Here is a 22,904-nt window from a genome sequence, read left to right as displayed (position 1 = left end):
CCTTTTTTTTGGCCACTGCCAGACTCCCGGCTCAGGCGGCCTTTTCCTTCTGACGCTGCGCGAAGAATACGCGCAGACGCGCTACCGCCTCCTGCAGGTTTTCCATCGACGTGGCATAGGACAGGCGGATATAACGACGCGCCGTGAAGGGACCGAAATCCAGGCCAGGCACCAGCACCACGCCGGCTTCGTTGAGCATCTCCAGGCTCAGCTGGTCGGCATCATCAGACAGCGCGCTGCAGTCGGCATAGACATAGAAGGCGCCGTCCGGCACCACCGGCACGGTGAATCCCAGGCTTTCCAGTGCCGGCACGATGTAGTCGCGACGACGCTTGAATTCGGCCTTGCGCTCTTCATAGATCGCGATGGTTTCCGGTGTGAAGCAGGCCACTGCCGCATGCTGCGCGATCGACGAGGCACAGATCAACAGGTTCTGCGCCAGCTTCTCGATCTGCGGCACCAGCGTCGGCGGCAATACCAGCCAACCCAGGCGCCAGCCGGTCATGTTGAAATACTTGGAGAAGCTGTTGATGACCACCACGTCATCGCCCAGCGACAGCGCCGAGAACGGCTCGCCCTCATAGGACAGGCCCTGGTAGATTTCATCGACGATGGTAAAGCCCCCACGCTGCCGGACTTCGCCGACGATGGCACGCAATTCATCGGGAAGAATCGAGGTCCCGGTGGGGTTGGATGGCGACGCCAGCAGCACGCCCCGGGTAGCCTCGCTCCAGTGCTCACGCACCATCTGGGCCGACAACTGGAAACGATGTTCCGGGCCGCTGGCAATGAGCCGGGCCTGGCCTTCGAAGGCGGCCACGAAATGGCGATTGCAGGGATAGCTGGGGTCCGGCATCAGCACTTCGCTGCCACGGTCCACCAGCGCCGCACAGGCCAGTAACAGCGCCGCAGAGGCACCCGCGGTGATGACGATGCGCTCCGGCGCGATGTCCAGGCCATAGACCTGGCGATAGTGCTGCGAGATCGCTGTGCGCAAGGCCGGCAGGCCGGTCGCCGAGGTGTACTGCATCTTGCCCTCGGCCATGGCGCGGGTCGCCGCCTCCACGACGGCAGGCGGAGCCGTGAAATCCGGCTCGCCGATGCCCATGTGGATCAGGTGGCGCCCCTGCTGCTCCAGAACGGCCGCCTTCTTGGACAATTCCATCACATGGAAGGGGGCGATGTGCTGCAGACGTGCAGCCAGTTGATTCAGGTTCATGCACTAATTCCCGACAACGAACACACAACAGTGACAAAAGGGGGCAAAACACCAGCAAACGCGGGTCGATGAAGGCCGCGCGCAGGTTCACCACAAAGGCGAGCCCCGTCCGGCTCAGCGACGTCCGGCGGCTTCCACTTCAGTAGCACGCGTCTGGGCCGCGAAACGGTCCAACACGCCGTTGACGTACTTGTGACCATCGATGCCGCCGAAGGACTTGGTCAGCTCGACCGCTTCGTTGATGACCACCTTGTAGGGAATCTCGATGTGGTTCTGCAGCTCGTAGGCACCGATCAGCAGGGCTGCGTGTTCCACCGGCGACAATTCCTTGATGGGACGGTCGATCAGCGGCGAGAGGCCGGCGCGCAGCTTCTCGGCATCGCGGATGGCACCGGTGAGGAGCGCATCGAAATGCTCGGCGTCGGCCTTGTCGAAACCGTGGGCTTCGCGGATGTGGGCTTCGATGGCGCCCGCATGCTCGTGGTTGAGCAGCCACTGGTACAAGCCCTGCAACGCGAATTCGCGGGCGCGGTGACGCGGAGTGCGGTTCTTGTTCGAATTGGCGTGTTGAGATTTGTTCGACATGATGAATGCGGCCGGGGCCTTGAATGACTGAAACTGATGAATGCGAGTGCCGCCCCATGACAGGCGGCGGCACTGCCGTGCCGCCTGCGCTGCAAGCGGCACGGCGGGAGGGACTTATTCTTCTTCGGTGGCCTGGCCGAGTTCTTCCAGGACGATGGACAGGTTGGCCATTTCCACCGCGACGCGCGCGGCATCGGCGCCCTTCTCGGCCATGCGGACCTCGGCCTGTTCGTCGTTCTCGGTGGTGAGCACGGCATTGGCGATGGGCAGACCGAAGTCCAGGCCGATGCGGGTGATGCCGGCGCCGGATTCATTGGAGACCAGTTCGAAGTGATAGGTCTCGCCGCGGATGACCGCGCCCAGCGCGATCAGGGCGTCGAACTGTTCGGTCTCGGCCATCTTCTGCAGTGCCAGCGGGATTTCCAGCGCGCCCGGCACGGTCACGTGCAGGATATCCTCGTCGGCCACGCCCAGGTGCTTCAGCTCGGCCAGGCAAGCGGCCAGCAGGCCGTGACAGACGTCTTCATTGAAGCGCGCCTGCACGATGCCGATGCGCAAGCTTTCGCCATTGAAGTCTGGTTCATAGGTTCCGATGGTCATGGCTGTTCCTTCTCGATTGGTTGACTTGCGTAATTGCGTAATGCCGTAAGCGCGTAGTGCGGGTGCGGTCGGGCAGCACCCTGCTCAGGCGCCATCACGGGTCTGGTAGCCCGTGACTTCCAACTGGAAGCCGGCCATCGACGGCATCTTGCGCGGGCTGGCCAGCAGCTTCATCTTGCACACGCCGATATCCTTGAGGATCTGGGCGCCGATGCCGTAGGTGCGCAGGTCCATGCGGTCGGCACGGGTCGGCTTGGCCGCCTCGGGGGTACCGACCTTGTTCAGGGCGCCGAACTGGTCGAACATCTGCTGCGCCGATTCTTCGCAGTTGAGCAGCACGATCACGCCGGACGGCGCTTCCTGCACCGCCTTCATGGCCGAAGCCAGGTTCCACGAGTGGGTGGTCACGCCGGCTTCCAGCAGGTCCAGGATGGATACCGGCTGATGCACGCGCACCAGGGTCTCCTGGCCCGGCTGGATGTCGCCGCGCACCAGCGCCAGGTGGGCGCCACCAGAGGGCGTGTCACGATAGGCGATGGCCTTGAACGTACCATGGGCGGTCTGCATCTCGCGCTCGGCCACGCGTTCGATGATGCTCTCGTTACGGCTGCGGTAATGGATCAGGTCGGCGATGGTACCGATCTTCAGTTTGTGCTTCTCGGCAAATTCCAGCAGGTCCGGCAGACGGGCCATGGTGCCGTCTTCCTTCAGAATTTCGCAGATCACCGACGCCGGCGTGAGTCCAGCCATGGCCGTCAGGTCGCAACCAGCTTCGGTATGGCCGGCGCGCATCAGTACGCCACCCTTCTGGGCGCGCAGGGGGAAGATGTGGCCCGGCTGCACCAGATCGGAGGGCTTGGCGCCCTTGGAGGCGGCCACCTGGATGGTACGCGCGCGGTCGGCGGCGGAGATGCCGGTGGTGACGCCTTCGGCGGCTTCGATGGAAACAGTGAAATTGGTGCCGTAGGCCGTGCCGTTGCGGGTGGCCATGAGCGGCAGGTCGAGCTGGTCCACGTGCTCTTCGGTCAGCGTCAGGCAGACCAGGCCACGCGCATGCGTGACCATGAAATTGATGGCTTCGGGCGTCACGAAGTCGGTGGCCAGCACCAGGTCACCTTCGTTTTCGCGGTCTTCTTCATCGACCAGGATCACCATGCGACCGGCACGGAGTTCGGCGACGATTTCTTCGGTTGTAGCAAGTGGCATATTCGAGCTCTTTTCCCAATTGGAACCCGCTATTTTAAAGGATTGCGGGCCTCCTCCGTTGCGCAATTACGCGGCCTGTGCGGCCTGGGTACGCTGCAGGGCTTCCAGCAACAGCGCCGGGTCCCCCAGCGCCAGGCGTTTGGAGTCCGACAGGGTCTGGCGGAAGGCACGCGCGCCGGGCATGCCGGTCAGCAGGCCCAGCATGTGGCGGGTGATGCTGTTGAGGCGCAGGCCGCGGCCATTGTCGCCGTGCAGTTCCAGCTGACGCTTGATATACGGCAACATCGCTTCGATCACCTCAGCCCGGCTGGGCTGGCGGCCCCCCTCCAGATCGCCGTAGTAGCGGGCATCGAAAGCCGCCATCAGGTAGGGATTGTGATACGCCTCGCGGCCCAGCATGACGCCGTCCACATGCAGGAGATGCTCATCGATCTCGGGCAGGGTCTTGATGCCGCCATTGATGAGGATTTCCAGCTCCGGAAAATCCTTCTTGAGCTGGTAGGCGTAGTGATACTTCAGTGGCGGGATCTCGCGGTTTTCCTTGGGGCTCAGCCCCTTGAGGATGGCATTGCGGGCATGCACGATGAAGGTCTTGCAACCGGCATCGGCAATCTGTCCAACGAAGTCACGCACGAAGTCGTAGGACTCGACCTGATCGATGCCGATGCGATGCTTTACCGTCACATCAATCGACACCGCATCGCGCATGGCCTTGACGCAATCGGCGACCAGCGCCGGCTCGCCCATCAGGCAGGCGCCGAACGCCCCCTTCTGCACGCGCTCGGAGGGGCAGCCGCAGTTCAGGTTGATCTCGTCATAGCCCCATTGCTCGCCCAGTTTCGCACTGTGCGCCAGGTCGGCCGGCTCGCTGCCACCCAGTTGCAGGGCGACAGGATGCTCCTGCTCATCGAAATCGAGATGGCGCGGCACATCCCCGTGCAGCAGCGCACCGGTGGTCACCATCTCGGTGTAGAGCCAGGTATGGCGCGTGATCTGGCGGTGGAAGACGCGACAGTGGCGGTCGGTCCAATCCATCATGGGGGCGACCGAAATCGTTCGAGCCGGCAAACTCGGGCTAGTTCCAGCACTGACGCGGCTTTCCGCCGCCTTATTGACCACTTCACACTTCACGATATTTCACGAAAATAAATGGTTTATCATTCGCCATTGGACAAAAATTGGACAAAAAACAGATGGCGACATTCCAGAAAATTGGCAAGCGTTGGCGTGCGAGGATTCGGAGGAAGGGATTTCCCGCGCAGAGCGAGATGTTCGACACAAAGGCGCAGGCACAAGATTGGGCTTCGCGGCAGGAAGCCGACATGCGGGCGCTCAAATTTCAGGACGTCCGTATCATAGCAGACAAGACCCTCAGCGCCGCTATTGACCGCTATGTAGAGGAGCAGACCCAGGTTAAACCGTTGGGCAAAAACAAAAAGGCAGTATTGGCAACTTTGAAACGTTACCTCGGCAAGCTGACCATGCCGGAGCTGACAGGGGACGCACTGATCGATTACGTAAAGGAACGAAAGGGTGCCGGTGCAGGCGGCGTTACGATTGCCATTGACCTGACATATCTAAGCAGCATCCTGAAGGCAGCAAAGAACATCTGGCGCTGGCCGGTCAATCTGGACGCAATCGCCCAAGCGCGAGCCTATATGGATCACATCGGCTTGTCGACCAGGTCAAAAGAGCGCACCAGGCGGCCAACGAAGATAGAGCTGGGGAACATCAGCACTTGGTTTGCGGTTAAGGTCCGGCAAAAGGTACCCATGTCCGATCTTATTGCATTCGCAGTCGACACCGCCATGCGCTTGAGCGAGATCATCAACCTTAGATGGGCCGACCTGAACGAACAGGATCGGACCATCATAATCAGAAATCGAAAGCACCCTCGCGCCAAGATTGGGAACGATCAAGAGGTGCCACTTCTAGGCGACGCCTTCGCGATCATCAAGCGGCAACCAAAGATTGACAAGGAAGAACGGATTTTCCCCGTCACGGAGGGGACGGTAAGCAGCCTCTTTCCACGTGCTTGCAAATCACTGGGAATCGAAGATTTAAGGTTTCACGACTTGAGGCATGAGGGAGTATCACGCCTCTTTGAGCAGGGTTACAGCATTGAGCAGGTCGCTCTGGTATCTGGGCACAGGGATTGGAAAATGCTCGCGAGATATACGCAGATCCGAGCCAAAGATTTACATCGTAGCCCACCCTTGGGATGAGGATGACGACAGAGCGAATCTTAATTGCCCTCAGCAACGCCGTCTGTTGATTTGCTCGCAGAATTGACCCTTTCCATTTGACCCACCTTCCATTGCATCCCAAAGGCTGCCACACGGTCGTACGCCCCTTCATATCCCAGCTCCCTCAAGTCCAGGAACATCTGTTTCAGGGTTCGTCTCTGCTTGCGCGATTTGACCGCCTCGGCGCTGAGCCAGGCTGAAAGTCGAGGCGCGAATTCATCTAGGGCACTGGATGATCGCCTGGATGAGTAGGATGGCTCGATCGCTCCGGATCGGATATAGCGACGAACCGTGTTTCGAGAGATGTCCAACCGTGAAAAAAGCGTCCTAAGTGCGTCAAAATGCGTCAGATTTGACGTACGTCTGTTAGGCGGCCGTGCTAGACCGGACATGCCCCGGCGGGCGACGCAAATTTGAGTCAAAACCGACCTATTTAGCGGGCAGGCGCGGGGTGGGGGCAACCGCGCGCGCCGGGCTAAAAAAGACAAAATAATTGCATTTATTACAATTACCCCAAGCTTCCTCCTGCCATCCACGCGCAGCCTCTGAAGGCATAGGAACCATCAGGGCGGCGTTCCCGCGCGTTAGGAAAATTTCTGTTTCCGCCCGTCAGAGCGGGGGTAGCAGTGCGCCATGTGCGAGCTAGCGAGGAAATGATGAGCCGCTCGTTCATCACCATTGAAGACAAGCCTTACCATTATTGGCCAGAGGGCTAATGCAGCGTTAGGCAACTGATCTATGCCGCCTCTTGAGGGAACGCGATGGTTGGGAAGTGCTTGCGCGGATCATCAATTGTCATATGCGGGAATTTCTGTACGGGCATGTGTCGCGCGGTGGCAAGTCGAAGGAGGTAGAGTCTGCGTTGAAGCAAGCGCCGAGTGCGAGTTATCGCCAGGAATTTGAACCATTCAATTTCCCCGATCAGTCGGGAGGTAACCCGTAATGGTTGATCCTCTTGTTATTGGGCATCTGCCGCCGATCAGGCAGCTTGGCCTCGAGCGCATCGAACTAAACCTTGTGATCTGTTAGAACGTCGCCATCTGGCCTGGCTCTTCGCCAATAAATGGAAAGAGGGAGTTTGCGAGAAAATCAAAAAGCTGCTTTATCTGAGCGAGGGAATTGACCGAATCCACTCTCCAATTACCTTGTTCAAAATTAAGGACTTGGCATGGCCGCTATTTTCTGGATTCAACTTCAGAAGATTAGGTAGTTCCACAAAATCCAATACCCTTCCTATGGAATCAAACTTGAAGCTTGTCAGTGTTCTTTGAGCCCCGTCCGGTTCAACAAACAGAAACCGATATTGTCCTGCATAACGAATACGTCCCCCTATCCTTGTACGGCCGAAGGAAAATCTAACATTAATCATGCCGAAGTATCCTTTCATTATCAGGTCATATTTTTCGGTGCCAGGTAAAAACACAATTTCCCCAAACGATAAGTCCGAGAACGGGGCACTTAAAATTTGATGGATCTTTAAGGCGGCGGCCTCCACCTCTGATTGAGTGATCCTGGCTTTAACAATTTCTGTATCGGCTAGCATTCCTTCCCATTCATAGAATTAAAGATGAAACATTGACGTCGATGGTAAGACGCAACGAAGATCCTATAAAACTAGGATTATTTGTCAAAGCACGTATACGGGAAAAGACGATTTGTCTCGCCTCTAACAACTGCATAGCACTCGCAGCAAAGCTCTTCCAATCTCTGTCGTTTAAGTACGGTCAAATGTCCTCTGCTGTATTCGATCACACCATCTTTTTGTAGTTTTCCAGCCGCTTCGGTTACGCCTTCCCGTCGTACCCCCAACATATTGGCAATAAGCTCTTGCGTCATGATCAGTTGATTTCCCGAGAGACGGTCCAGTGAAAGCAGTAACCATCGACACAACTGCTGATCAATGGAGTGGTGTCGATTGCAAACGGCAGTCTGGGCCATCTGGGTCAAAAGTGCCTGACTGTAACGCAACATGAGATGAAGAAATTGAATGTTCTGGTGAAATTCTTCCTTGAATCTCCTAGCGGACAGGCGATAGGCCCCGCCGCCGCTTTGTACGACCGCTCTGCTAGGGGTACTTTCTCCTCCCATCAATATGGCGATACCCACAAAGCCGTCATTGCCCACCACAGAAATCTCGGCAGAGGCACCATTTTCCATGACATAAAGCAAGGACACTATCGAGTCAGTGGGAAAGTAGACATGCTGGAGCTTATCCCCCGACTCATACAGAACTGTGGCTAAGGGAAGGGAGACCCACTCCAGTTGGGGCTGGATGCGTTGGAATACATCTGGAGTTAGAGCTGCCAGCAAACGGTTCTTTTGAGGTAATTCCGAGCTGGGCATAGGAAATTCAGTCAGTTTAGGGATCATTGGAGCTCTTATACCCTAGAGCAGTACGAACAGAAGAATTTCTATATGTTCTATATCGAACATTGTGGGGCGTTTAGCAAAACAGGTTGCCAAGACGATAGCTGCAAACGCCGTCGAGTTTGATTGTATGTAGCTAACTCACACCTTGCGAACCGAAATTGCCCTGACAAAAGATTCACATCTATTAATCCCATATGCAATGGCGAGAGCTTCTGTTCTGGAATAATTCTCTTCGAGAACCTGCGAGTAAAGCGTCTCATAATCTTTGATTATCTGCATCCGATTTAATGACCATCCCCTCGCATTTTTAGAGTATCGAAGTTGAAAGAGAAAATTCGAATCACTTCGGGACGTTTCATAAAATGGCATCAGTATCTCCATCTGGCAAGCAGAAGGGAAAAATAGCCCTCTGAGCAGAGATGCTTTTGGGGGTGGGCTCAGAGGGCTTAAGTCCAGTTTTCACTGGAGGGGGGGGGCATCGCAGCTAGTGCGACATTTGAAATGTAGCTGACAAAAATTACTCTTACTGTTCGTTACCGAACATATAGAATTTCTTAATAATTTAGATTTTATTTTTCTCTGTATGAGACCGCACAGACTGGGTAGATAGGCTGCGGCATATTGGATAAAAATGCACATCGCTGCTCGAGCGTGGAGCTGTGTCGTGACATTTAAAGCTCTTTGAGGCGCAATTCAAGAACGAATGAAATGCTAATCATTCGTAAATATTTTAGTTTCGATCATCCGGGCTAAACTCTAAGCATTCCTTCAAGACGTTGTTCGCCTTCACATCCTGTCGGAGGAAATCATGGGAATTATGTTGATCAAAGCCAAACCGGATCCTAAATCATCTGACGTCGACTTACGTTTTTACTTTGATTATCCGCCGCATCATGAAGCTGGCTTCGTTTTGCTTAAAACGGGCTCTCATATGTGCCTAGAAGTGACGAGCGGCCTCGGCAGCGCACGTTTGATAGGTGAATTTCGTATTTGCTTCGTGCCGTCAGAGGAGAATCTTAGGATTCAAATTTGCCGCCAGGCTATTGCACAATTTATACGTGACATTGCGTCAAGTCATGGTCAGCTAGTGGCGAACTTCGATGAAAAATCCGCAGTGTGGAATGGGGATCTATACCCTGTTTCAAAAAAAATGCAGCGACTCTCTGCCGTCGAAAATGTAGTTGCCCCCGCAATTCAGGACACTCAGACATCGTTAAGTTACTGATGCTGCAGCCCGTCTGAACTCGCGAGGCGAGCGGTATTTCAGGGCCTTGTGCGGATGGCGCTCATTGTATTGCTCGAAGGCAGAGGCCAGATGCGTGAGCGCCGTAGGCACATCGGGCTTGTCCATGAAGGCGATGTAATCATGCTTCATCGTTTTTACGAACCGCTCCGCCATGCCGTTACTCTGTGGCGAGCGCACGGGCGTGGTCAAGGGCTCCAATCCCAGCTCGCGAGCGAAGCTGCGTGTGCGAAGGTCGATGTAGGCCGAGCCGTTGTCGCTGAGCCATTCAATCACCTGTGGAGTCTGCGTGCTTCCAAACCTCTGCTCCACGGCAGCCAGCATCACGTCGCGCACGACATCCCCGCTATGCCCACCGGTAGTGGCCGCCCAGCTGATGGCTTCACGGTCACAACAATCCAGTGCAAACGTCACTCGCAATGCAGCCCCGTCATCACAACGGAATTCGAAGCCGTCCGAACACCAGCGCGCATTACTTTGCTTGACCGCTACGCGACCATCGTGGCGTCGATTGTCGCGTCTCACACCAGGTCGGCGCAGCAGCAACGCGTGCTCTCGCATGACGCGATAGACCCGCTTATGGTTCACGCACGCTTGCCCCAGAGATTCCCGGCTACGTCGCAGCAAAGCCCAGATGCGGCGATAGCCATAGCTCGGCAAGCTCGCGACATGCAGCTCAATCTCTTCGAGCAAGCCGCTGTCGTCGACTTTGCGAGCACTACGGCCATCTCGCCATTCCGGTCTCCGGGCTCGTTTTACTGCCACTGCAGAGCGCGCCACACCGAGAACGTCACAGACCACTTTCATTGGTCGTCCTCTGGCAGCAAGGGCGAGCGCGCAATCAGGTTTTTTGACCGGCCCCATTCGACGGCCTCGCGCAGAATCTCGTTCTCCATGGTCTTCTTGCCCAACAGCCGCTGCAGTTCCTTGATTTCCTTGATGGCCGCCACCAGCTCCGAGGCCGGCACTACCGTCTCGCCAGCCTTGACGGCGGTCAGACTGCCTTCCTGGTACTGCTTGCGCCAACCAAACACCTGGTTCGCGTTCACCCCGTGTCGCCTGGCAACGGCTGATACGGAAGCTCCAGGAGCCAAGGTCTCCTGGACGATGGCTATTTTCTCTTGGGGCGTGCGTCTTCTGCGACGCTCCGGCTCGGTCAGAATCTCAATGTGGTCCACGGTTTGCCTAGTCGTAAAACTGGTCATAAGACTGTCCTCTATTTTAAGAGAGTCTTCGTGTCCTGAGATTCAAGGGGCTATTCCAGAAAAATAGCCTGTGACCTTGGCTTGGCCAATCTTCAGTCCACCATATCCCTCACGCCAACGAAAGTATGATTACTCCGTAACGCCGCTTGATTTTTACCAGCGGCTGCTTCGATAAGTTGGGGCCTGGATTAGCTAGGGGGCTGCTGACGCCAATTTGGCGGGTTGAAATTTATTCTAGGGCACCAACGGACCTCATAATTCCGATCTCTGCTGCACAAGCATATCGATTACTGGAATAGTTGATATGACCAGCTTTGTACGCCGTACTCAGAATGAATAGAATCCACCGCATTTTTTAGGCGCTCATAGGAAAGCTCGGCTTCGGTTGCTGATGCGTTCTTTGGGGCAGGATACTCAAATATAACTTCTGGCCTTAGAGATGTGGTTAATTCCGCAATCACTTGTTCAGCATCAATAACGTCACTGGTGAACTCCAAAATTGATACATAGGGTTCATGGTATAGCTTGTATTTAACAATGCATCGCATCTATTCCTTGTTTTTCTGATTAGCGATCATCCTAATATGTCGCCTGTAATTGAAAATACCCTTCGCTCAGGACTCGGGGGTAGTGAAAATTGATAACAACTAGATAGCCTATTAATGACCAGGTAGTTGTAAGTGCGGAGTAAAAGATTTTCACAAGAGAACTCTCTCGCGTGCAACTAATCCAAAAAATTCTTCTTGATCTCGATTCTTGGGGATCGATATCTGACCATAGATTTTTAAGTTACAGAAAGCCGATCGATAACATTGCATACTCCAGGCGTTCCCCAAACTGCATTAGTGACCAGGTCTCGTTCCGCCAAATTATGTACAGACCCTGTTAACACTACCTCCGATCCACTAACATCGACAGAAATAGCTTTTGCTTCATCATGAGCACGTCGTTTTAGAGTGGCTTCTATTTCATGCTTGAGGGATGCTACCGATACCGCTTCCCTGATTCGAATGTGACTAATGACGCCTACAACTCCCATAAGATCCCGTACTGCAGAAACTGCTCCGCGCCGCTCAAAATCCCATCTAACCTCTCCAGTTAAAGTAATCCAACCGTGCTCCACCAATACCTGAAGGTTGTCATAGGGCACATAAGTAGACCACGAAAGCACATTAGACGCCGTACGTGCAATATCGGCGTCTTCACGGTGACTGGAAAGAGGTAGCTTTACGGCTATTGCAATGGCGACACCCTTAACACCTATAACCCGCTGTGCAGCGCGCTCTGCTGCTACCTTTTCAGAGTGGCTCCCAACATGACCGAAAAGAGTCACGATGCCAGTTGAAACCTCGACTCCTATATCGGTTGCGATAACAGAGGGATCCCACTTCAGTTCTTCGTATACGGCCTCCTGAATTTGCGCATCGGATTTCATAAGATCTCCTTTTGAAATATGAACATTGATTCTGGTCTCTAGCCTTAAGGATTTCTGTTCGTTATCGAACAGACTCTAGATGCCGTAGGAATTTAAATTGGAACGGTGTCGATTTGTTCGCAGATTTGCCACAAACCGTCTTCACTTATTTCTCAGAGATAGGGGGGAACGGATTCCTGCTTTAGACGAATGGGCTTGTGTACTGGCAATGAGCAGACAGCACAAAGAGCCGGTCACCTAAACAGGCAGGCGCGGCGACATCTCCATTAGCAGCATCGATGTCAGAGCTGCAGTTGATACCGTCCACAATCAATACCGGCGATGCCGCTCAAGGAAATTCAGCATCAGTCGGCTCGCGTCCGGTCCTTGTGCGTTACGGGACATCGCGTCATCGCCCCCGCTCCACGCGTGACCAAGATCATTACCGAACGGATCATCACTTTACGCCCGATGGTATGATCGTTGATCGTGAACCTGCGCTGCATCGGCGCATTCCTCGAAGCCCGGCCGAACCTTCTTTCCTTGGTCGGCATTGCAGTTAGAGCTAATGTCCGGTTAAGACTCACGAACTGCTCCACCAATTGGCGCTGGTTAACTGACCGTACGGTCTTTTCAATGTCACCACCGATCAGAATAGCTGGCATTGTCTACATGCGCGGCAAGCGTACAAGCAGTTCATCCATGGCTCCCCCTGGATGTCCGCTTCCATGCTGCATCACCCTGTATGCACCGGCCGCGCTGTTGCAAGCGCCAAAGACGGGGCTAGAATGCAGGCCAACGGCTGCTACCAGCGAAGGATGCGTCAACGCAAGGATGTGCGCCATGGCCGCCCCCGCGGAGATCCCGCAGACATAGATGCGCTGCCGATCAATGGCATGAGAAGAGACGACATCTTCGATCAATGCTGCCAGCGTCGCGACATCCCAGCTCCCTTTTTGAGTCGTCTTGTCGTACCATTTCCAGCATCGCTGCGGATGAGCGCGTAGCGGCTGCTCTGGTTAGAGAACGGCGCCCCCCTTTTCGCCGCATGCACGTTCAGGTCCGTCCCTTGTGCGAACTCAGCAGCGTTCTGCTGACAACCGTGCAGCATCACGACCAGCGGCATAGCGGCTTCTGGTCTACAAGGCAGGAATAGCCGATAGTGGATACGTTGCGTCAGGCCGGAACCATGACGGAGATGACCGCTGACCCATGCGCCGATTGGTTTGGAAGCATCGGAGGGGGTGGTGGTGGCAGATCGCCTCTCGGCTTTGGTCGTCGTGGATGGATTGGTTCGAAACACTTTCAAGATCGTTTCGATGCGCTTGCGTTGCGCGCTTGTGGCCTTCTTCATCTCTGAGAACCACAGGCGTTTTAGTTTCTTCAACATGGCGCATTCCGTTCTTGATTTCGCCGGCCTTAACACCTGGACGGCAAGTGACTAGTAGGGCCAAAGGCAGACCTCACGCCAAGGCGTCGTGGTCCAATTCAAGCTGTTCTGCCAACGCTTCGGCCAATTGCTCCAGTAGCTAATCTACTTGGGCGGTGTCTACGGCGGCCAAGCGGAAATCGTCTTCACAGTTGAGCTGGACCTCGGGGGAGTTCCACCTTTTCGCTCACTATGTTGGCGATTCCTAGCCCGAGGACGGGCCAACAGATACGATACTGATCACGCAGGAAATCAGTAACCAGCAGATTAGCAGCCAGCGGCATCAATGCCTCCTCTCCTTCGACGATTATCACCGCATCATATAGCGTCGACGGGGCGGCCAACAGTGTTATCTCGACGCGCAGATCGCCACGTCCAGCTGCTGGCCGCACGGTGACTTGCTGCCGCAGGTATACGTAGATCACCGTCAGCTTCGTGCCGTCCACGCCGTGGGTGAGCACAACACGACACGTTTGGCGGCAATCCAGCTCTCGTCTTTATAAGCGCTTAGAGGGAGGGCAGAAGAGTCGGCATATTTGGTGGCGTGTCGAACAGCCGGGGGCAGCTTCTCGCACTCCGAATCCCAGCCCTTAGGCGACTTACTGCGCCAGTATCAGGTCAGGTCAACATTGTTCAGCAGTGATATTACGCGTTAGCATGAGGGCTGGAATCTGCATCCGTATGAGCCCGAAGTGGAAGGCACTGAAGATGAGGAGCTGCTCAGCCAGTGTTTTTCTCTTCCAGAACAGCTTGGATTGCCAATGGCAATCGGCGAACCGCTCCGGGTTAGCATGGGCAGCCGCCGCCCAGCAGCTTAGCTCATAGGTCGAGCGGCCCCGGTTGATAGCCTGGCGGTGCATACCATTGCGCTGATTGTTGTGTGTCTTGCGTAGAGACGAGTCAATCGGGATCTCTTAGAAGTTGGCCTCGTCCAGGCGACTGGTCTGCCTATCCAGATAGGAGTGGATGCGCCCTTGCAGCAGGGAATCGTTGGTGAAGCCGAGACCAGGGATACGATGCGCAGTACAACAGGCCGCTTTTTCGGTCTCGGCGAAGAAGTTATCAGGATTTCGCTTGAGTACGATGGCGCTCTGGCGTCCTAATGTCAATCTCCGATTGATGGTCCTCTCAAGTTGTTCTTTCCGTCAGTTCGTAACGGCTTCCTAGCCCTTCCGCCCCGTTGATTTACTGGCCATTAAGGGCCTCGTATGTTCGTTAACGGACGGTGACAAATATACAAAAGGGTCATACTCCATTCATTGAAACGGCATCACGGCATTCGCCGTGCCTACTTTTTTGGCCCTATTACCTGAGAGATGAATTGGAAAATGACCAGAACCATATTATCGCGTCACTATCCCAAACCGACCGGTCACACCTGTTAAAGCAATGCACTTTGATTGACCTGCAGGCTGGTCGAATCCTATCGACGCCCCGTGCCAGTTTGATTTATTTTCCAATCAATGGCTTGATCTCCATTCTTTCGCTGGGCGATGCAACGCCGAACTTCGAAGTCAGCATGGTCGGTCGGGAAGGCATGTACGGGATTCCCTTCGCGCTGGGCTTGAAGTCCACCGAGTTCCACGCCTCGGTACTCTATCCGGGCCGAGCATGGAGTATTTCCACCGCAGCTTTCCGCACTGAATTGAACCAAAATAAGGGACTACAGCTAGTGCTGAATCGATACATCAACATCGTCATAGAGCAACTCTATAGCACATGCCGCTGCATCAAATTCCATACCCTCTCCGAGCGCCTCGCAAAGTGGCTACTAATGAGTCAGGATCGCTCCAATGCCCAAGAATTTTCAATCACCCAGGAAACACTGGCATCGTTGTTGGGAGTGCGACGTGTTGGTATCACTGCCGCGGCCACCCAATTGCGGAGCAACGGTATTATCGAATACAGCCGCGGCCACGTGACCATTCTCAACCGAAAGCACCTTGAAAAGCAGGCGTGTTCTTGCTACATCGACGAAACTAAGCTCTATACAAAGACGCTATAGCAAGCATACGCTGCGTCCGCCGTGCACTGGCGCGCTAACCGACGGTGACAAGACTCTCTGGAACTTTCCGCCCAGGCATAAACGCTTGTCAGCGCTCAAGCGGTGACAGGATTTGAGCAAGATGGCCAGATCCGACTGCGAATCCGCTCCGATGAATCCATAAAGATCCCCGTGCTGGTCGCCGATTGCAACCGCCAGATCGTTCTCCTACATGGCTGAAATCTTGACGTTACGTAGTTCAAGTTACTCCATCAAGTTGCCGTCGAAATCGCTGCTGATACCGCCACCGATTAGTGCGCTTGTATTCATACTGCCTCCCGATCCAGAGCCGGCCGGCTTCAAGGAAGTACTATGCCATTACCCCCCATTCTATTGCCTTAACGGTCGGTTATCTGTTCGTTACCCAACTTAGCGGAACCTAGATCGACGATACTTCTCGACTTTGGGGAGGTCATCTGACGTCTAAGTGCCTGTAAGCTCGCCGTGCACTCCGCGCTTCTCTATTTCGGAGTGTGCGCGTACGAACGCGTACTGAAAGGCCATTGCGGAGGAGCGTGCCCGCAGGTCAACCCATTGCGCAAAAATGACATCGCCCCCAGTCGCTGAAATCCTGGCAAATCGCCGTATATTGGTAAATACGCAACAATCCTCTGCGTAACGAGTTACCGTGACCTCGATCTGAAATCCCTTGAAGAACTTGATGCGGCTGGTGTGCATGCCTGAACTCCCGCAATCGCCTCCGTGCTCAAGATGAGCGCCATCTACCGGCCATGGGCGCGCCGACAAATTTGATATTCCTCTTAAATCCGATCGTACCCATGACCTCGCGTACGGTCGGTGCGCTACGTAACCAAAGCTGCTTGACCAAGCTGCCGAGTTCCAGCCATTCGACAAGCTACGCGCGCAGGCGCTAGATCGAAGTGTTAGCCTCATCAACTTTCGAAGCGGGTAGGCGGTAACAAGCGTTGGGTTTCCTTTCTGACCACCGCGTAGCATTCGCAGCACAGCTCTTCCAGTCTGGGTCTGTTCAGCACTGTCAGCCGCCCCCTGCTGTACTCGATTACACCCTGCCGTTGCAGCTTGCCAGCTGCCTCGGTGACGCCCTCGCGCCGCACTCCAAGCATGTTGGCGATAAGCTCTTGCGTCATGGTCACCTGGTTGCCCGACAGTCGGTCCAAAGATAACAATAACCACCGGCACAACTGCTGGTCGATGGAATGGTGGCGATTGCAGACGGCGGTCTGCGCCATCTGCGTCAGCAGCGCCTGGCTGTAACGCAACATCAGATGAAGCGTACCAGTATCGCGATGGAATTCTTCCTTGAAGCGGCTGGCAGAAAGACGATAAGCGCTACCGCCACTCTGCACGATCGCTCTGCTGGGAGTACTTTCTCCTCCCATCAAAATGGCGATGCCAATAAAACCGTCGTTGCCAACTACGGAAATTTCTGCCGACGCACCGTCTTCCATGACATACAGCAGGGACACGATGGAGTTGGTCGGGAAATAGACATGCTGCAACGTATCGCCCGATTCGTAGAGCACCATCCCCAAGGGAAGAGAAATCCATTCCAGCTGGGGAAGCAGGCGATGCTGCACGTCCGGTGCCAACGCGGCCAGAAGATGATTCTTTAATGGAAGATTTGAATTAGACATGCTGCAATCCAATTGGGGCAAGGGAGATCGAGTGCCGATCGGAAAATAACGATAGACTTGGGATTCACAGATGTTCGATACCGGACACATGGAAGCGTTCAGCATAAAAAAACTGCCCGCATGGGCAGTTTCAAAGTTCTTCCGCTTTGCCTTTTATACCGGCACGAGGCCGGTCGAATTTGCCCCATGCATCTTCGATTTGCGACGATGGCGCAAGGCAGCGAAGCCGACCATGCCAAGCCCAGCCAGCATCATTGCCACAGTGGAATTCTCCGGAACCGCGGCCACGCTGATGTTGCCTCCGAAGCTTCCGCCACTAGTACCCGTGACCTTGCCGATTGCTGATAGGGTGTACAGCCCGGAGGTAAGATTGGAGGCATGCAAGGTCCATGTCTGCAAGCCTGTGCTGGAAGTCAGATGCCCAGTCGCGGTCACGCCGTTTCCGCTCAGAGTGAAGCTGCTGATGTTGAGCCCCGACATGGAGTCCAGTGCGATCGAGATCACCGCGGACGAAACGTTGAAGACGGTACCCTGTGCGAAAGTGAAATTCTCGGTGAAAGTCTTGCCGCTGGTGCCGTCTCCATATGAGGCACCAATCGACGAGCTGGGCCCGTTGAAAGTGATCGTGGAAGTGTTGTTGATGTCGGTCGATGCATGGACAGCAGCGCTGGACAGCATCAAGGAAGCGGATAGGAATACCCCTGAAATGACATTTTTCATTGAGTGACCTCTAGGTTGAATGTGGCAAAGATAGTGGAAAGCGAACTGCTACGATTTGATTCTTCTTGGAGCCTTGGGAATATCCAGGAACGACGCGCTTATCTGAATGAACAGTGCTGACGCCGTTGCAAGCCATACGCCATTCACGCTTACTGCAAGACGAAGCATCGCCTGCTCGGACATTCTTAATCTGTTCGCCACCGAACATTAAGAAAGAATTTTTATATTTTTTCCACGAGCATCTTTTTCATTCTTTGAGCTCATATATGCGAGCTAACGTATGGGCTGCCACGCTTTATCGATAGACGACAAAAGTGCCGCGGTGACCAGGGGGCATAAAGACAGCGAACTCCTCTGAAGAGCGACGAGCGTTTCTACGGTCGATATCCCGCCGCGATTCAACATTCACGATAATCCATAAAAAGCTTTTGGTATGTGCGCTGACAACCATAGAGGATGCAGTTCCATATCCCTTACGAACCAATGGCGTAAATGAATTTGCGCATAGCCAGTATGACTACAGCGACATAAGCCTTGCACCTACATCCGCTGAATTTTAATAGGAACAGCATGTCTCATCGTCGGCGTAGCGATATTAGAAGCGCAGACGAATTGCCAACCGACACTCAAGGAGAAATGACATGTCTAGCAAAAATCAGCGCAGCAAAGACACCAGCACTTACCAAAAATTGGCGGTCGCGGGAGAGAGTAGCGGCAAGACCGTCAAGTCCAGCCGCGATAACGACGGCGACCCGGTCGCAGGCGGCCAATATTCGACCATGACGAAGAAGCAAGGGCACTCGACATCTCACAAAACGGATGGCAAGAAATCATAGATGAGGTTAAAGGGGCGACGACAAGAGGGCCCCTTCTTTTGAACGTGGCATTCTATGGATAGCCCAATGGCCCGCCTATTCTACCGATAGCCATACCGCAAGCGAGCACATAGGTGTCCAAAGAAAAGCTCTACTCAACGCTGCAAGAAATGCGGAGCTGGATGATGCCTTTGGACGCAACTTTTCGTTTTCGAAAGGAGAAAATCGAATTGATTCTTGGGTGATTCTCATCTGGCAACCGGCCGGAATAATTCGTAAAAACATGGGGAAAAGAAACCTGGATGGCAAGGAATGAGCGGCCCAATCAAGGTAACTGCCCGTGAGAATTCCTGTATTCGCTCCAACTCAAAGCTCCAAGCGTGAAACTGCTAACAATGGCCTCGCAACTATTGATTCCGTAGGCAATGGCTAGCGCCTCTGTACGATAAACAGTCTTTGGCCCGCGTTTCAACAGTATCGATTCACCGCCTCGTTTCACCAGCATGGACTCGAGAAACCAGCCAGCATCACACTGCGTATACTCCAATCGGTAGCAGAAGCTACCATCGCTACCAGCAGTTTCGTAAGTGAGCATATGAACTCCTTGTCGAACAGATGAAGACAGACGGGACTGGATTCGAGACTTCCGGACAAGCTCTTGCCGACTTTGACTAGAAGGGAATTGATTGAACAGATGTTCAGTAGATTAAGGTAACGATTTGGCTTGTACCCAACTGTTCGGTACCTAACATAGAAAAAACATCTCTATGAGTTTGTTCTGCATAGTTGTATGAGCAGATTGACGTATGGCTTTTCGGCGGTCTCTTAAGCCAAAACTATCCGATGTGTTGGTTTCCTCGCAGAACTGGCCCTCTCCTGGATTACCAGCCCCCTAGGCTGGACCAGGATGATTGAGGAATTCATTTACTTCAAATAGGAGTCAACTTGGACGCAACTCAAGAAACAGGCATCTTATAGAGCAGCCATCCGCATAATAGCGAGAGCAAAAACGCCAAGACCGCCAGTGCAAATATAGCCCTTAGAGCACGTCCGAAAGATGCGTCCTTTTCAATGCAAGCCGGACATCCAAGTTGATGTTGCACTCTTTCACTGTGTGCTTTCACCACCTCTGGTACCGCAACCGGACCTGCTTTGGCAGCACCAGCCGAAATCCATTCCTCTAGCGTTTCTTTCACGGTCGAATAATGCTCAATCGGGAGCTCGCGGAAATATCGAATTCCAAAGTCTTTCATAAAGACCTTATAAATTTCGACTTCCTTTTCACCGGAAATGGCAGACAACTCTTTCACTAATACGTTGATTCTTTTCCGCTGGAATTCAGTGATCCGTGGAGGATCTTCCGCGTCTATTACTTCACTCGAATTCCGAGTACCAATGGTCGTTGGGCCACTGATACTATGCACATTCCCATTGATGAGCTGAGAAACGTTTCCGCGAATATTAATTTTCCCTACCATTACCACCCTACTTCGTAAAAATAACCCTCAACGCAGCCATCTATCACATCGAAGAGGCACTACTCCATTTCATGACTTTTTCTTAGACGGGGCTTTGACCATCTGAGGGCCCACGACCTTCTTAAAGGTCTCCCCGTGAATTTGTTGTCCGACGCCGCCGTGAATGGTGATGTTCGCTCGACCTTTGGGAACGGACGCAGGTTTGTCTGTATCGCTCGCTCCTTCGACCACGCCAAGAACACGGGCCTTCGCACGAAGATCCAACTTCCGATATCCCACCAGAAGCTCCGATTCGTCTTCCGTCAACCCGTCGGAAGCCGGAACACCAAGTAAAACATACTGAGTGTCAACACCAAGCGCTGCAACGGCAATTAGATAGTCCGCGCCTGGAAAGCGCTTGTCTTGCTCATAATTGATTTGCGCTCCCTTTTCCACCCCACCGACGGCAGCAAACTCCGGTTGAGTAAGGCCTAGGCGCTTACGCTCATCTTTTAATCTTTGACCAAAGGTACTCATTACGCAAATATTTGTTTGACAGGTACGTTTTTGAGAACTAATATTCACGTCATTGCTAAGTGACGTGTACAACGATTATCCCATATGCCTACCCTCTCCAAGCACGTATCCCGCCCCCATACCGATACCTCGGTGGCCGTTACCTTCCGCCTTGAAGCTGATGAAGAACAACGACTGGCTGAGCTAGCCCGCCAGGATTTGCGCACGCGCTCTTCTTTTGTGCGCCTGCTGATCTTGCGCGGCATGGCCGCCTACGACAAAGACGTCAAGGCCGGGCGGGCTTGAGCACGGAGACGGCCATGTACGACGATCCCCGCAAAATCCGTCACCGCCGCATCGTAGTGCGCGTCAACGACGACAACTACGACATCATGAAAGCCCTGGCCCAGTACCAAGGTGAAAACCTGGCCACGCTGGCCCATGATCTGTTGATGCATCAGGCCATCGCCCTGGCGCAATCCTATTCGATGCCGATCTTATCCGAGCAAAAAGTGCAAGCCAAGGCGCTCACGAGCCACTTTTCAGTGCCTCGCAATGCCTGATATCGAACTGCCGTTCACCCATCCTGCGTTAGTCGAAGCCCTGGAAGTGATCATGATGCGTGAGGGCTTCGACACAATTGAACAAGCGGCCGAGTTCGTTCTGGCGCAATCTGTTCGAGAAGGTATCAAACGTGTTACTGGCAAGGGGCGTGCACTCTATGCCATCAAGGGAAAGAAAACAACATGCGTGTAATCAGCCTGCCGTGCCCTCATTGCCAAAGCCCAGTACGTGCAGCCAAAAGCCGGACCATGTCTACGCTGATGAAGGAAATTACCTATCGATGCCAGAACGTCGATTGCGGCCATACCTTCGTGGCCACGCTGGAGATTTCTCGCACCGTTTCCCTGTCGGCCATGCCCAATCCCGAGGTGAGCCTTCCCATCTCGCCCCGTGCGTACCTTGCCCCCCAAGGAACAGGTACTGCCTGACTTGCTGGTGACCGCCTAGCCGGTCGCTGAACCCCAAATTGACTAAGACCTGTCGTGCGCCGTTTGGTCCACGCGGGATTCGCTCACCCTAAAGAAACCTCACATGGCTCTCGATCAGCAACAGACAACGCTTGCCCTCGCCTCGCTGCGGCTTCGCATGGGCGACGACATCAAGGAATTTCAGTGCGCCCAACGCATGCTGCAGCGCAAAGCCGTGCTGCAAGACGAACTGCAGTGGAATGTGATCTGGCAAGGGAAGAACGCTATTTCTGCCCGCCTCGTCCAGCGCTTGCAGCGTCTCGGCGGGCTGATGGGAGCGTGGTAATGCGTACTGTGATCGCTCATGGCATTGCTGTTCTGTTGCTGCTTGCACCAGCGCTTCTGGCTGCTCTTGGGCTGGTGAAAGGGTAATGATGCGCGGTGCACGAATTAAAGACCATGCGTCATTCCGTCCGGCATCGGACCTGCTGCGCGAGCGCGCGGCATGGGTGCCCACGCCTCCCGGCAATGAAGCCGCTAAGGCTGAGCTAGAGAAATCCATCTCACTCTTGCGCAATCGCAGGCGCCCCAATCTCCAAACCGGGATTGCTTATTCCTGGGCGGCGATGCCCAAGCCCGTGCGCCGGCACATCCTGGCCCTGGCAGGACTCTCGGCAGATCGCTGGGAATCTCCTATTCACTCCTTTACTGAAGCTGAACGCCTGGCCATGCGCCGTGCGGTGCTGCGTGCCATTACGACGTATGAAAGAGCCCTCAATGCAGTCTAGAACAGTTGACGCGAAAACACGGCGTCGCCATCGGGCTTTCGTCGAGTCGCACCAGTTTGCCGGGGAATTGGCACGTATTCCGCTGAAGTGGCGCGGACGTGTCGTGAGCCAGGCCCTGGAACTGATGTCGGTATGGCACTGGAACAAGATCTTTGAGCCGGTTGCGGTTCAGTTCGTCCGCGAATTCGCTGAGCAGTACGTGCCGGCCGGCGTGGATCTGTCCCAGGATGATGCCGAAATTTGCGCCACTGCCGAGAAAGCCGCCGAGAACGTCAAGAAGGTCTTGTGGAAAGCGATTTCAGATACCCACGCACGCGACCTCATCGAGCAGGAGTGCAGCGACTACGGCATTGATATGCCTGAAGTCGATGATGACGACCTGCGCGCCATCATTGCGCGTGTCGTGGATCCGCGCTGGTGGCGACGGCAACTGCGCAAGGTGGTCGGAAGAGCCTTTGAA

26 protein-coding genes and 2 pseudogenes are annotated in these 22,904 nt (G+C 54.4%); 11 read left to right on the top strand and 17 right to left on the bottom strand.

Going from position 1 to position 22,904, the window contains the following annotated elements; all coding sequences use genetic code 11:
* Nucleotides 1-31: 31 nt before the first annotated feature.
* The 5 genes from HFRIS_RS23205 to dusA form a co-directional block, all read right to left on the bottom strand.
* The gene (locus tag HFRIS_RS23205) at nucleotides 32-1,219 is read right to left on the bottom strand and encodes a pyridoxal phosphate-dependent aminotransferase (protein ID WP_006465463.1); all 1,188 of its coding nucleotides are present in this window, start codon (nucleotides 1,217-1,219) and stop codon (nucleotides 32-34) included.
* A 114-nt stretch (nucleotides 1,220-1,333) separates the two neighbouring features.
* The gene (nusB, locus tag HFRIS_RS23200) at nucleotides 1,334-1,804 is read right to left on the bottom strand and encodes a transcription antitermination factor NusB (RefSeq protein ID WP_039877107.1); all 471 of its coding nucleotides are present in this window, start codon (nucleotides 1,802-1,804) and stop codon (nucleotides 1,334-1,336) included.
* Between the two features lie 114 nt (nucleotides 1,805-1,918).
* Complete coding sequence (ribH, locus tag HFRIS_RS23195; RefSeq protein WP_006465461.1) at nucleotides 1,919-2,404, bottom strand: 6,7-dimethyl-8-ribityllumazine synthase; 486 nt, start codon at nucleotides 2,402-2,404, stop codon at nucleotides 1,919-1,921.
* Nucleotides 2,405-2,488: 84 nt separating this feature from the next.
* Nucleotides 2,489-3,610 carry a bifunctional 3,4-dihydroxy-2-butanone-4-phosphate synthase/GTP cyclohydrolase II gene (gene ribBA, locus HFRIS_RS23190; protein ID WP_006465460.1) on the bottom strand — a complete coding sequence of 374 codons (1,122 nt, stop codon included), beginning with the start codon at nucleotides 3,608-3,610 and terminating at the stop codon, nucleotides 2,489-2,491.
* Between the two features lie 66 nt (nucleotides 3,611-3,676).
* Nucleotides 3,677-4,678, bottom strand: a complete 1,002-nt coding sequence (dusA, locus tag HFRIS_RS23185; RefSeq protein WP_275450455.1) for a tRNA dihydrouridine(20/20a) synthase DusA — start codon at nucleotides 4,676-4,678, stop codon at nucleotides 3,677-3,679.
* Between the two features lie 110 nt (nucleotides 4,679-4,788).
* On the opposite strand from dusA, the gene HFRIS_RS23180 reads away from it, so the two are divergent.
* The gene (locus tag HFRIS_RS23180) at nucleotides 4,789-5,835 is read left to right on the top strand and encodes a site-specific integrase (protein ID WP_244436334.1); all 1,047 of its coding nucleotides are present in this window, start codon (nucleotides 4,789-4,791) and stop codon (nucleotides 5,833-5,835) included.
* A gap of 1,123 nt (nucleotides 5,836-6,958) precedes the next feature.
* Here the strand turns inward: HFRIS_RS23180 and HFRIS_RS23170 are convergent.
* Together HFRIS_RS23170 and HFRIS_RS23165 are read right to left on the bottom strand one after the other, a co-directional pair.
* Nucleotides 6,959-7,399: a hypothetical protein gene (locus tag HFRIS_RS23170; protein WP_039877100.1), complete on the bottom strand. Its 441-nt coding sequence runs from the start codon at nucleotides 7,397-7,399 to the stop codon at nucleotides 6,959-6,961.
* Nucleotides 7,400-7,476: 77 nt separating this feature from the next.
* Nucleotides 7,477-8,199, bottom strand: coding sequence for a Crp/Fnr family transcriptional regulator (locus tag HFRIS_RS23165; RefSeq protein ID WP_006465456.1), 723 nt, complete (start codon nucleotides 8,197-8,199; stop codon nucleotides 7,477-7,479).
* Nucleotides 8,200-9,034: 835 nt separating this feature from the next.
* Between HFRIS_RS23165 and HFRIS_RS25375 the strand changes: the two genes are divergently transcribed.
* The gene (locus tag HFRIS_RS25375; protein WP_152486749.1) at nucleotides 9,035-9,451 is read left to right on the top strand and encodes a hypothetical protein; all 417 of its coding nucleotides are present in this window, start codon (nucleotides 9,035-9,037) and stop codon (nucleotides 9,449-9,451) included.
* Here the strand turns inward: HFRIS_RS25375 and HFRIS_RS23160 are convergent.
* The 6 genes and pseudogenes from HFRIS_RS23160 to HFRIS_RS25085 form a co-directional block, all read right to left on the bottom strand.
* Nucleotides 9,440-10,674 (bottom strand): IS3 family transposase gene (locus tag HFRIS_RS23160; protein WP_152486748.1). Its coding sequence is split into 2 segments (ribosomal slippage): nucleotides 9,440-10,314 and nucleotides 10,314-10,674, totalling 1,236 coding nucleotides; the frame shifts between segments, so codons are not numbered across the junction. The two genes, HFRIS_RS25375 and HFRIS_RS23160, sit on opposite strands and share 12 nt — an antisense overlap.
* A gap of 784 nt (nucleotides 10,675-11,458) precedes the next feature.
* Complete coding sequence (locus HFRIS_RS25095; RefSeq protein WP_006465453.1) at nucleotides 11,459-12,109, bottom strand: BON domain-containing protein; 651 nt, start codon at nucleotides 12,107-12,109, stop codon at nucleotides 11,459-11,461.
* Between the two features lie 647 nt (nucleotides 12,110-12,756).
* A pseudogene (locus tag HFRIS_RS25885) lies at nucleotides 12,757-13,047 on the bottom strand (PHB depolymerase family esterase); the annotation flags it as partial.
* Nucleotides 13,008-13,199, bottom strand: a complete 192-nt coding sequence (locus HFRIS_RS25985) for a PHB depolymerase family esterase (RefSeq protein WP_275450456.1) — start codon at nucleotides 13,197-13,199, stop codon at nucleotides 13,008-13,010. The pseudogene HFRIS_RS25885 and the gene HFRIS_RS25985, both read right to left, overlap by 40 nt.
* A gap of 464 nt (nucleotides 13,200-13,663) precedes the next feature.
* Entirely contained in the window at nucleotides 13,664-13,978 is a 315-nt protein-coding gene (locus tag HFRIS_RS24600) for a type 1 glutamine amidotransferase family protein (RefSeq protein WP_006465451.1), read from the bottom strand.
* Nucleotides 13,979-14,431: 453 nt separating this feature from the next.
* Nucleotides 14,432-14,626 carry a catalase gene (locus HFRIS_RS25085; protein ID WP_157845667.1) on the bottom strand — a complete coding sequence of 65 codons (195 nt, stop codon included), beginning with the start codon at nucleotides 14,624-14,626 and terminating at the stop codon, nucleotides 14,432-14,434.
* Between the two features lie 287 nt (nucleotides 14,627-14,913).
* Between HFRIS_RS25085 and HFRIS_RS23135 the strand changes: the two genes are divergently transcribed.
* Nucleotides 14,914-15,522: a Crp/Fnr family transcriptional regulator gene (locus HFRIS_RS23135; protein WP_006465449.1), complete on the top strand. Its 609-nt coding sequence runs from the start codon at nucleotides 14,914-14,916 to the stop codon at nucleotides 15,520-15,522.
* Nucleotides 15,523-16,454: 932 nt separating this feature from the next.
* On the opposite strand, the gene HFRIS_RS23125 is transcribed toward HFRIS_RS23135, so the two are convergent.
* Both HFRIS_RS23125 and HFRIS_RS25080 read right to left on the bottom strand, forming a co-directional pair.
* Nucleotides 16,455-17,177: a Crp/Fnr family transcriptional regulator gene (locus HFRIS_RS23125; RefSeq protein WP_039877095.1), complete on the bottom strand. Its 723-nt coding sequence runs from the start codon at nucleotides 17,175-17,177 to the stop codon at nucleotides 16,455-16,457.
* A 153-nt stretch (nucleotides 17,178-17,330) separates the two neighbouring features.
* The gene (locus HFRIS_RS25080; RefSeq protein ID WP_306302680.1) at nucleotides 17,331-17,855 is read right to left on the bottom strand and encodes an FxDxF family PEP-CTERM protein; all 525 of its coding nucleotides are present in this window, start codon (nucleotides 17,853-17,855) and stop codon (nucleotides 17,331-17,333) included.
* A 683-nt stretch (nucleotides 17,856-18,538) separates the two neighbouring features.
* On the opposite strand from HFRIS_RS25080, the gene HFRIS_RS23115 reads away from it, so the two are divergent.
* Nucleotides 18,539-18,733 carry a hypothetical protein gene (locus HFRIS_RS23115; RefSeq protein ID WP_006465445.1) on the top strand — a complete coding sequence of 65 codons (195 nt, stop codon included), beginning with the start codon at nucleotides 18,539-18,541 and terminating at the stop codon, nucleotides 18,731-18,733.
* Between the two features lie 935 nt (nucleotides 18,734-19,668).
* Here the strand turns inward: HFRIS_RS23115 and HFRIS_RS25355 are convergent.
* The gene (locus tag HFRIS_RS25355) at nucleotides 19,669-20,190 is read right to left on the bottom strand and encodes a hypothetical protein (RefSeq protein WP_139347317.1); all 522 of its coding nucleotides are present in this window, start codon (nucleotides 20,188-20,190) and stop codon (nucleotides 19,669-19,671) included.
* Between the two features lie 69 nt (nucleotides 20,191-20,259).
* The gene (locus HFRIS_RS23110; protein WP_237713568.1) at nucleotides 20,260-20,754 is read right to left on the bottom strand and encodes a helix-turn-helix domain-containing protein; all 495 of its coding nucleotides are present in this window, start codon (nucleotides 20,752-20,754) and stop codon (nucleotides 20,260-20,262) included.
* Between the two features lie 36 nt (nucleotides 20,755-20,790).
* Between HFRIS_RS23110 and HFRIS_RS23105 the strand changes: the two genes are divergently transcribed.
* From HFRIS_RS23105 to HFRIS_RS23085, 7 genes and pseudogenes are all read left to right on the top strand, one after another.
* Nucleotides 20,791-20,991 (top strand): hypothetical protein, encoded by a 201-nt coding sequence (locus HFRIS_RS23105; protein WP_006465443.1) that lies wholly within the window; start codon nucleotides 20,791-20,793, stop codon nucleotides 20,989-20,991.
* A 14-nt stretch (nucleotides 20,992-21,005) separates the two neighbouring features.
* Nucleotides 21,006-21,248, top strand: coding sequence for a hypothetical protein (locus tag HFRIS_RS23100; RefSeq protein WP_006465442.1), 243 nt, complete (start codon nucleotides 21,006-21,008; stop codon nucleotides 21,246-21,248).
* Complete coding sequence (locus HFRIS_RS23095) at nucleotides 21,241-21,441, top strand: hypothetical protein (RefSeq protein WP_006465441.1); 201 nt, start codon at nucleotides 21,241-21,243, stop codon at nucleotides 21,439-21,441. Before HFRIS_RS23100 ends, HFRIS_RS23095 begins: the two co-directional genes overlap by 8 nt.
* Nucleotides 21,432-21,677, top strand: coding sequence for an Ogr/Delta-like zinc finger protein (locus tag HFRIS_RS25075; RefSeq protein ID WP_006465440.1), 246 nt, complete (start codon nucleotides 21,432-21,434; stop codon nucleotides 21,675-21,677). Before HFRIS_RS23095 ends, HFRIS_RS25075 begins: the two co-directional genes overlap by 10 nt.
* Before the next feature lie 103 nt (nucleotides 21,678-21,780).
* Nucleotides 21,781-22,002 carry a hypothetical protein gene (locus tag HFRIS_RS23090; protein WP_006465439.1) on the top strand — a complete coding sequence of 74 codons (222 nt, stop codon included), beginning with the start codon at nucleotides 21,781-21,783 and terminating at the stop codon, nucleotides 22,000-22,002.
* Between the two features lie 85 nt (nucleotides 22,003-22,087).
* On the top strand, nucleotides 22,088-22,444 hold the full coding sequence (locus HFRIS_RS25725; RefSeq protein ID WP_244436333.1) for a hypothetical protein: 357 nt from the start codon (nucleotides 22,088-22,090) through the stop codon (nucleotides 22,442-22,444).
* A pseudogene (locus tag HFRIS_RS23085) lies at nucleotides 22,434-22,904 on the top strand (replication endonuclease); the annotation flags it as partial. The gene HFRIS_RS25725 and the pseudogene HFRIS_RS23085, both read left to right, overlap by 11 nt.

The organism is Herbaspirillum frisingense GSF30, assembly GCF_000300975.2.
Classification (GTDB): domain Bacteria; phylum Pseudomonadota; class Gammaproteobacteria; order Burkholderiales; family Burkholderiaceae_D; genus Herbaspirillum; species Herbaspirillum frisingense.
Note: the sequence above shows the minus strand (reverse complement) of the source record. Positions and strands in the feature narration are given on the sequence as shown.

What these genes read in the sequence shown, in the direction of transcription:
- HFRIS_RS25080 (WP_306302680.1), bottom strand. Translation starts at nt 17,855, where the DNA reads ATGCTGTCCAGCGCTGCTGTCCATGCATCGACCGACATCAACAACACT.
- HFRIS_RS23090 (WP_006465439.1), top strand. Translation starts at nt 21,781, where the DNA reads ATGGCTCTCGATCAGCAACAGACAACGCTTGCCCTCGCCTCGCTGCGG.
- HFRIS_RS23100 (WP_006465442.1), top strand. Translation starts at nt 21,006, where the DNA reads ATGTACGACGATCCCCGCAAAATCCGTCACCGCCGCATCGTAGTGCGC.
- HFRIS_RS23125 (WP_039877095.1), bottom strand. Translation starts at nt 17,177, where the DNA reads ATGTCTAATTCAAATCTTCCATTAAAGAATCATCTTCTGGCCGCGTTG.
- HFRIS_RS23115 (WP_006465445.1), top strand. Translation starts at nt 18,539, where the DNA reads ATGTCTAGCAAAAATCAGCGCAGCAAAGACACCAGCACTTACCAAAAA.
- HFRIS_RS25985 (WP_275450456.1), bottom strand. Translation starts at nt 13,199, where the DNA reads ATGCTGCACGGTTGTCAGCAGAACGCTGCTGAGTTCGCACAAGGGACG.
- HFRIS_RS23095 (WP_006465441.1), top strand. Translation starts at nt 21,241, where the DNA reads ATGCCTGATATCGAACTGCCGTTCACCCATCCTGCGTTAGTCGAAGCC.
- HFRIS_RS25725 (WP_244436333.1), top strand. Translation starts at nt 22,088, where the DNA reads ATGATGCGCGGTGCACGAATTAAAGACCATGCGTCATTCCGTCCGGCA.
- HFRIS_RS25095 (WP_006465453.1), bottom strand. Translation starts at nt 12,109, where the DNA reads ATGAAATCCGATGCGCAAATTCAGGAGGCCGTATACGAAGAACTGAAG.
- HFRIS_RS23205 (WP_006465463.1), bottom strand. Translation starts at nt 1,219, where the DNA reads ATGAACCTGAATCAACTGGCTGCACGTCTGCAGCACATCGCCCCCTTC.
- HFRIS_RS23165 (WP_006465456.1), bottom strand. Translation starts at nt 8,199, where the DNA reads ATGCCCAGCTCGGAATTACCTCAAAAGAACCGTTTGCTGGCAGCTCTA.
- HFRIS_RS23170 (WP_039877100.1), bottom strand. Translation starts at nt 7,399, where the DNA reads ATGCTAGCCGATACAGAAATTGTTAAAGCCAGGATCACTCAATCAGAG.
- HFRIS_RS23105 (WP_006465443.1), top strand. Translation starts at nt 20,791, where the DNA reads ATGCCTACCCTCTCCAAGCACGTATCCCGCCCCCATACCGATACCTCG.
- nusB (WP_039877107.1), bottom strand. Translation starts at nt 1,804, where the DNA reads ATGTCGAACAAATCTCAACACGCCAATTCGAACAAGAACCGCACTCCG.
- ribH (WP_006465461.1), bottom strand. Translation starts at nt 2,404, where the DNA reads ATGACCATCGGAACCTATGAACCAGACTTCAATGGCGAAAGCTTGCGC.
- HFRIS_RS25355 (WP_139347317.1), bottom strand. Translation starts at nt 20,190, where the DNA reads ATGGTAGGGAAAATTAATATTCGCGGAAACGTTTCTCAGCTCATCAAT.
- ribBA (WP_006465460.1), bottom strand. Translation starts at nt 3,610, where the DNA reads ATGCCACTTGCTACAACCGAAGAAATCGTCGCCGAACTCCGTGCCGGT.
- HFRIS_RS25075 (WP_006465440.1), top strand. Translation starts at nt 21,432, where the DNA reads ATGCGTGTAATCAGCCTGCCGTGCCCTCATTGCCAAAGCCCAGTACGT.
- HFRIS_RS25375 (WP_152486749.1), top strand. Translation starts at nt 9,035, where the DNA reads ATGGGAATTATGTTGATCAAAGCCAAACCGGATCCTAAATCATCTGAC.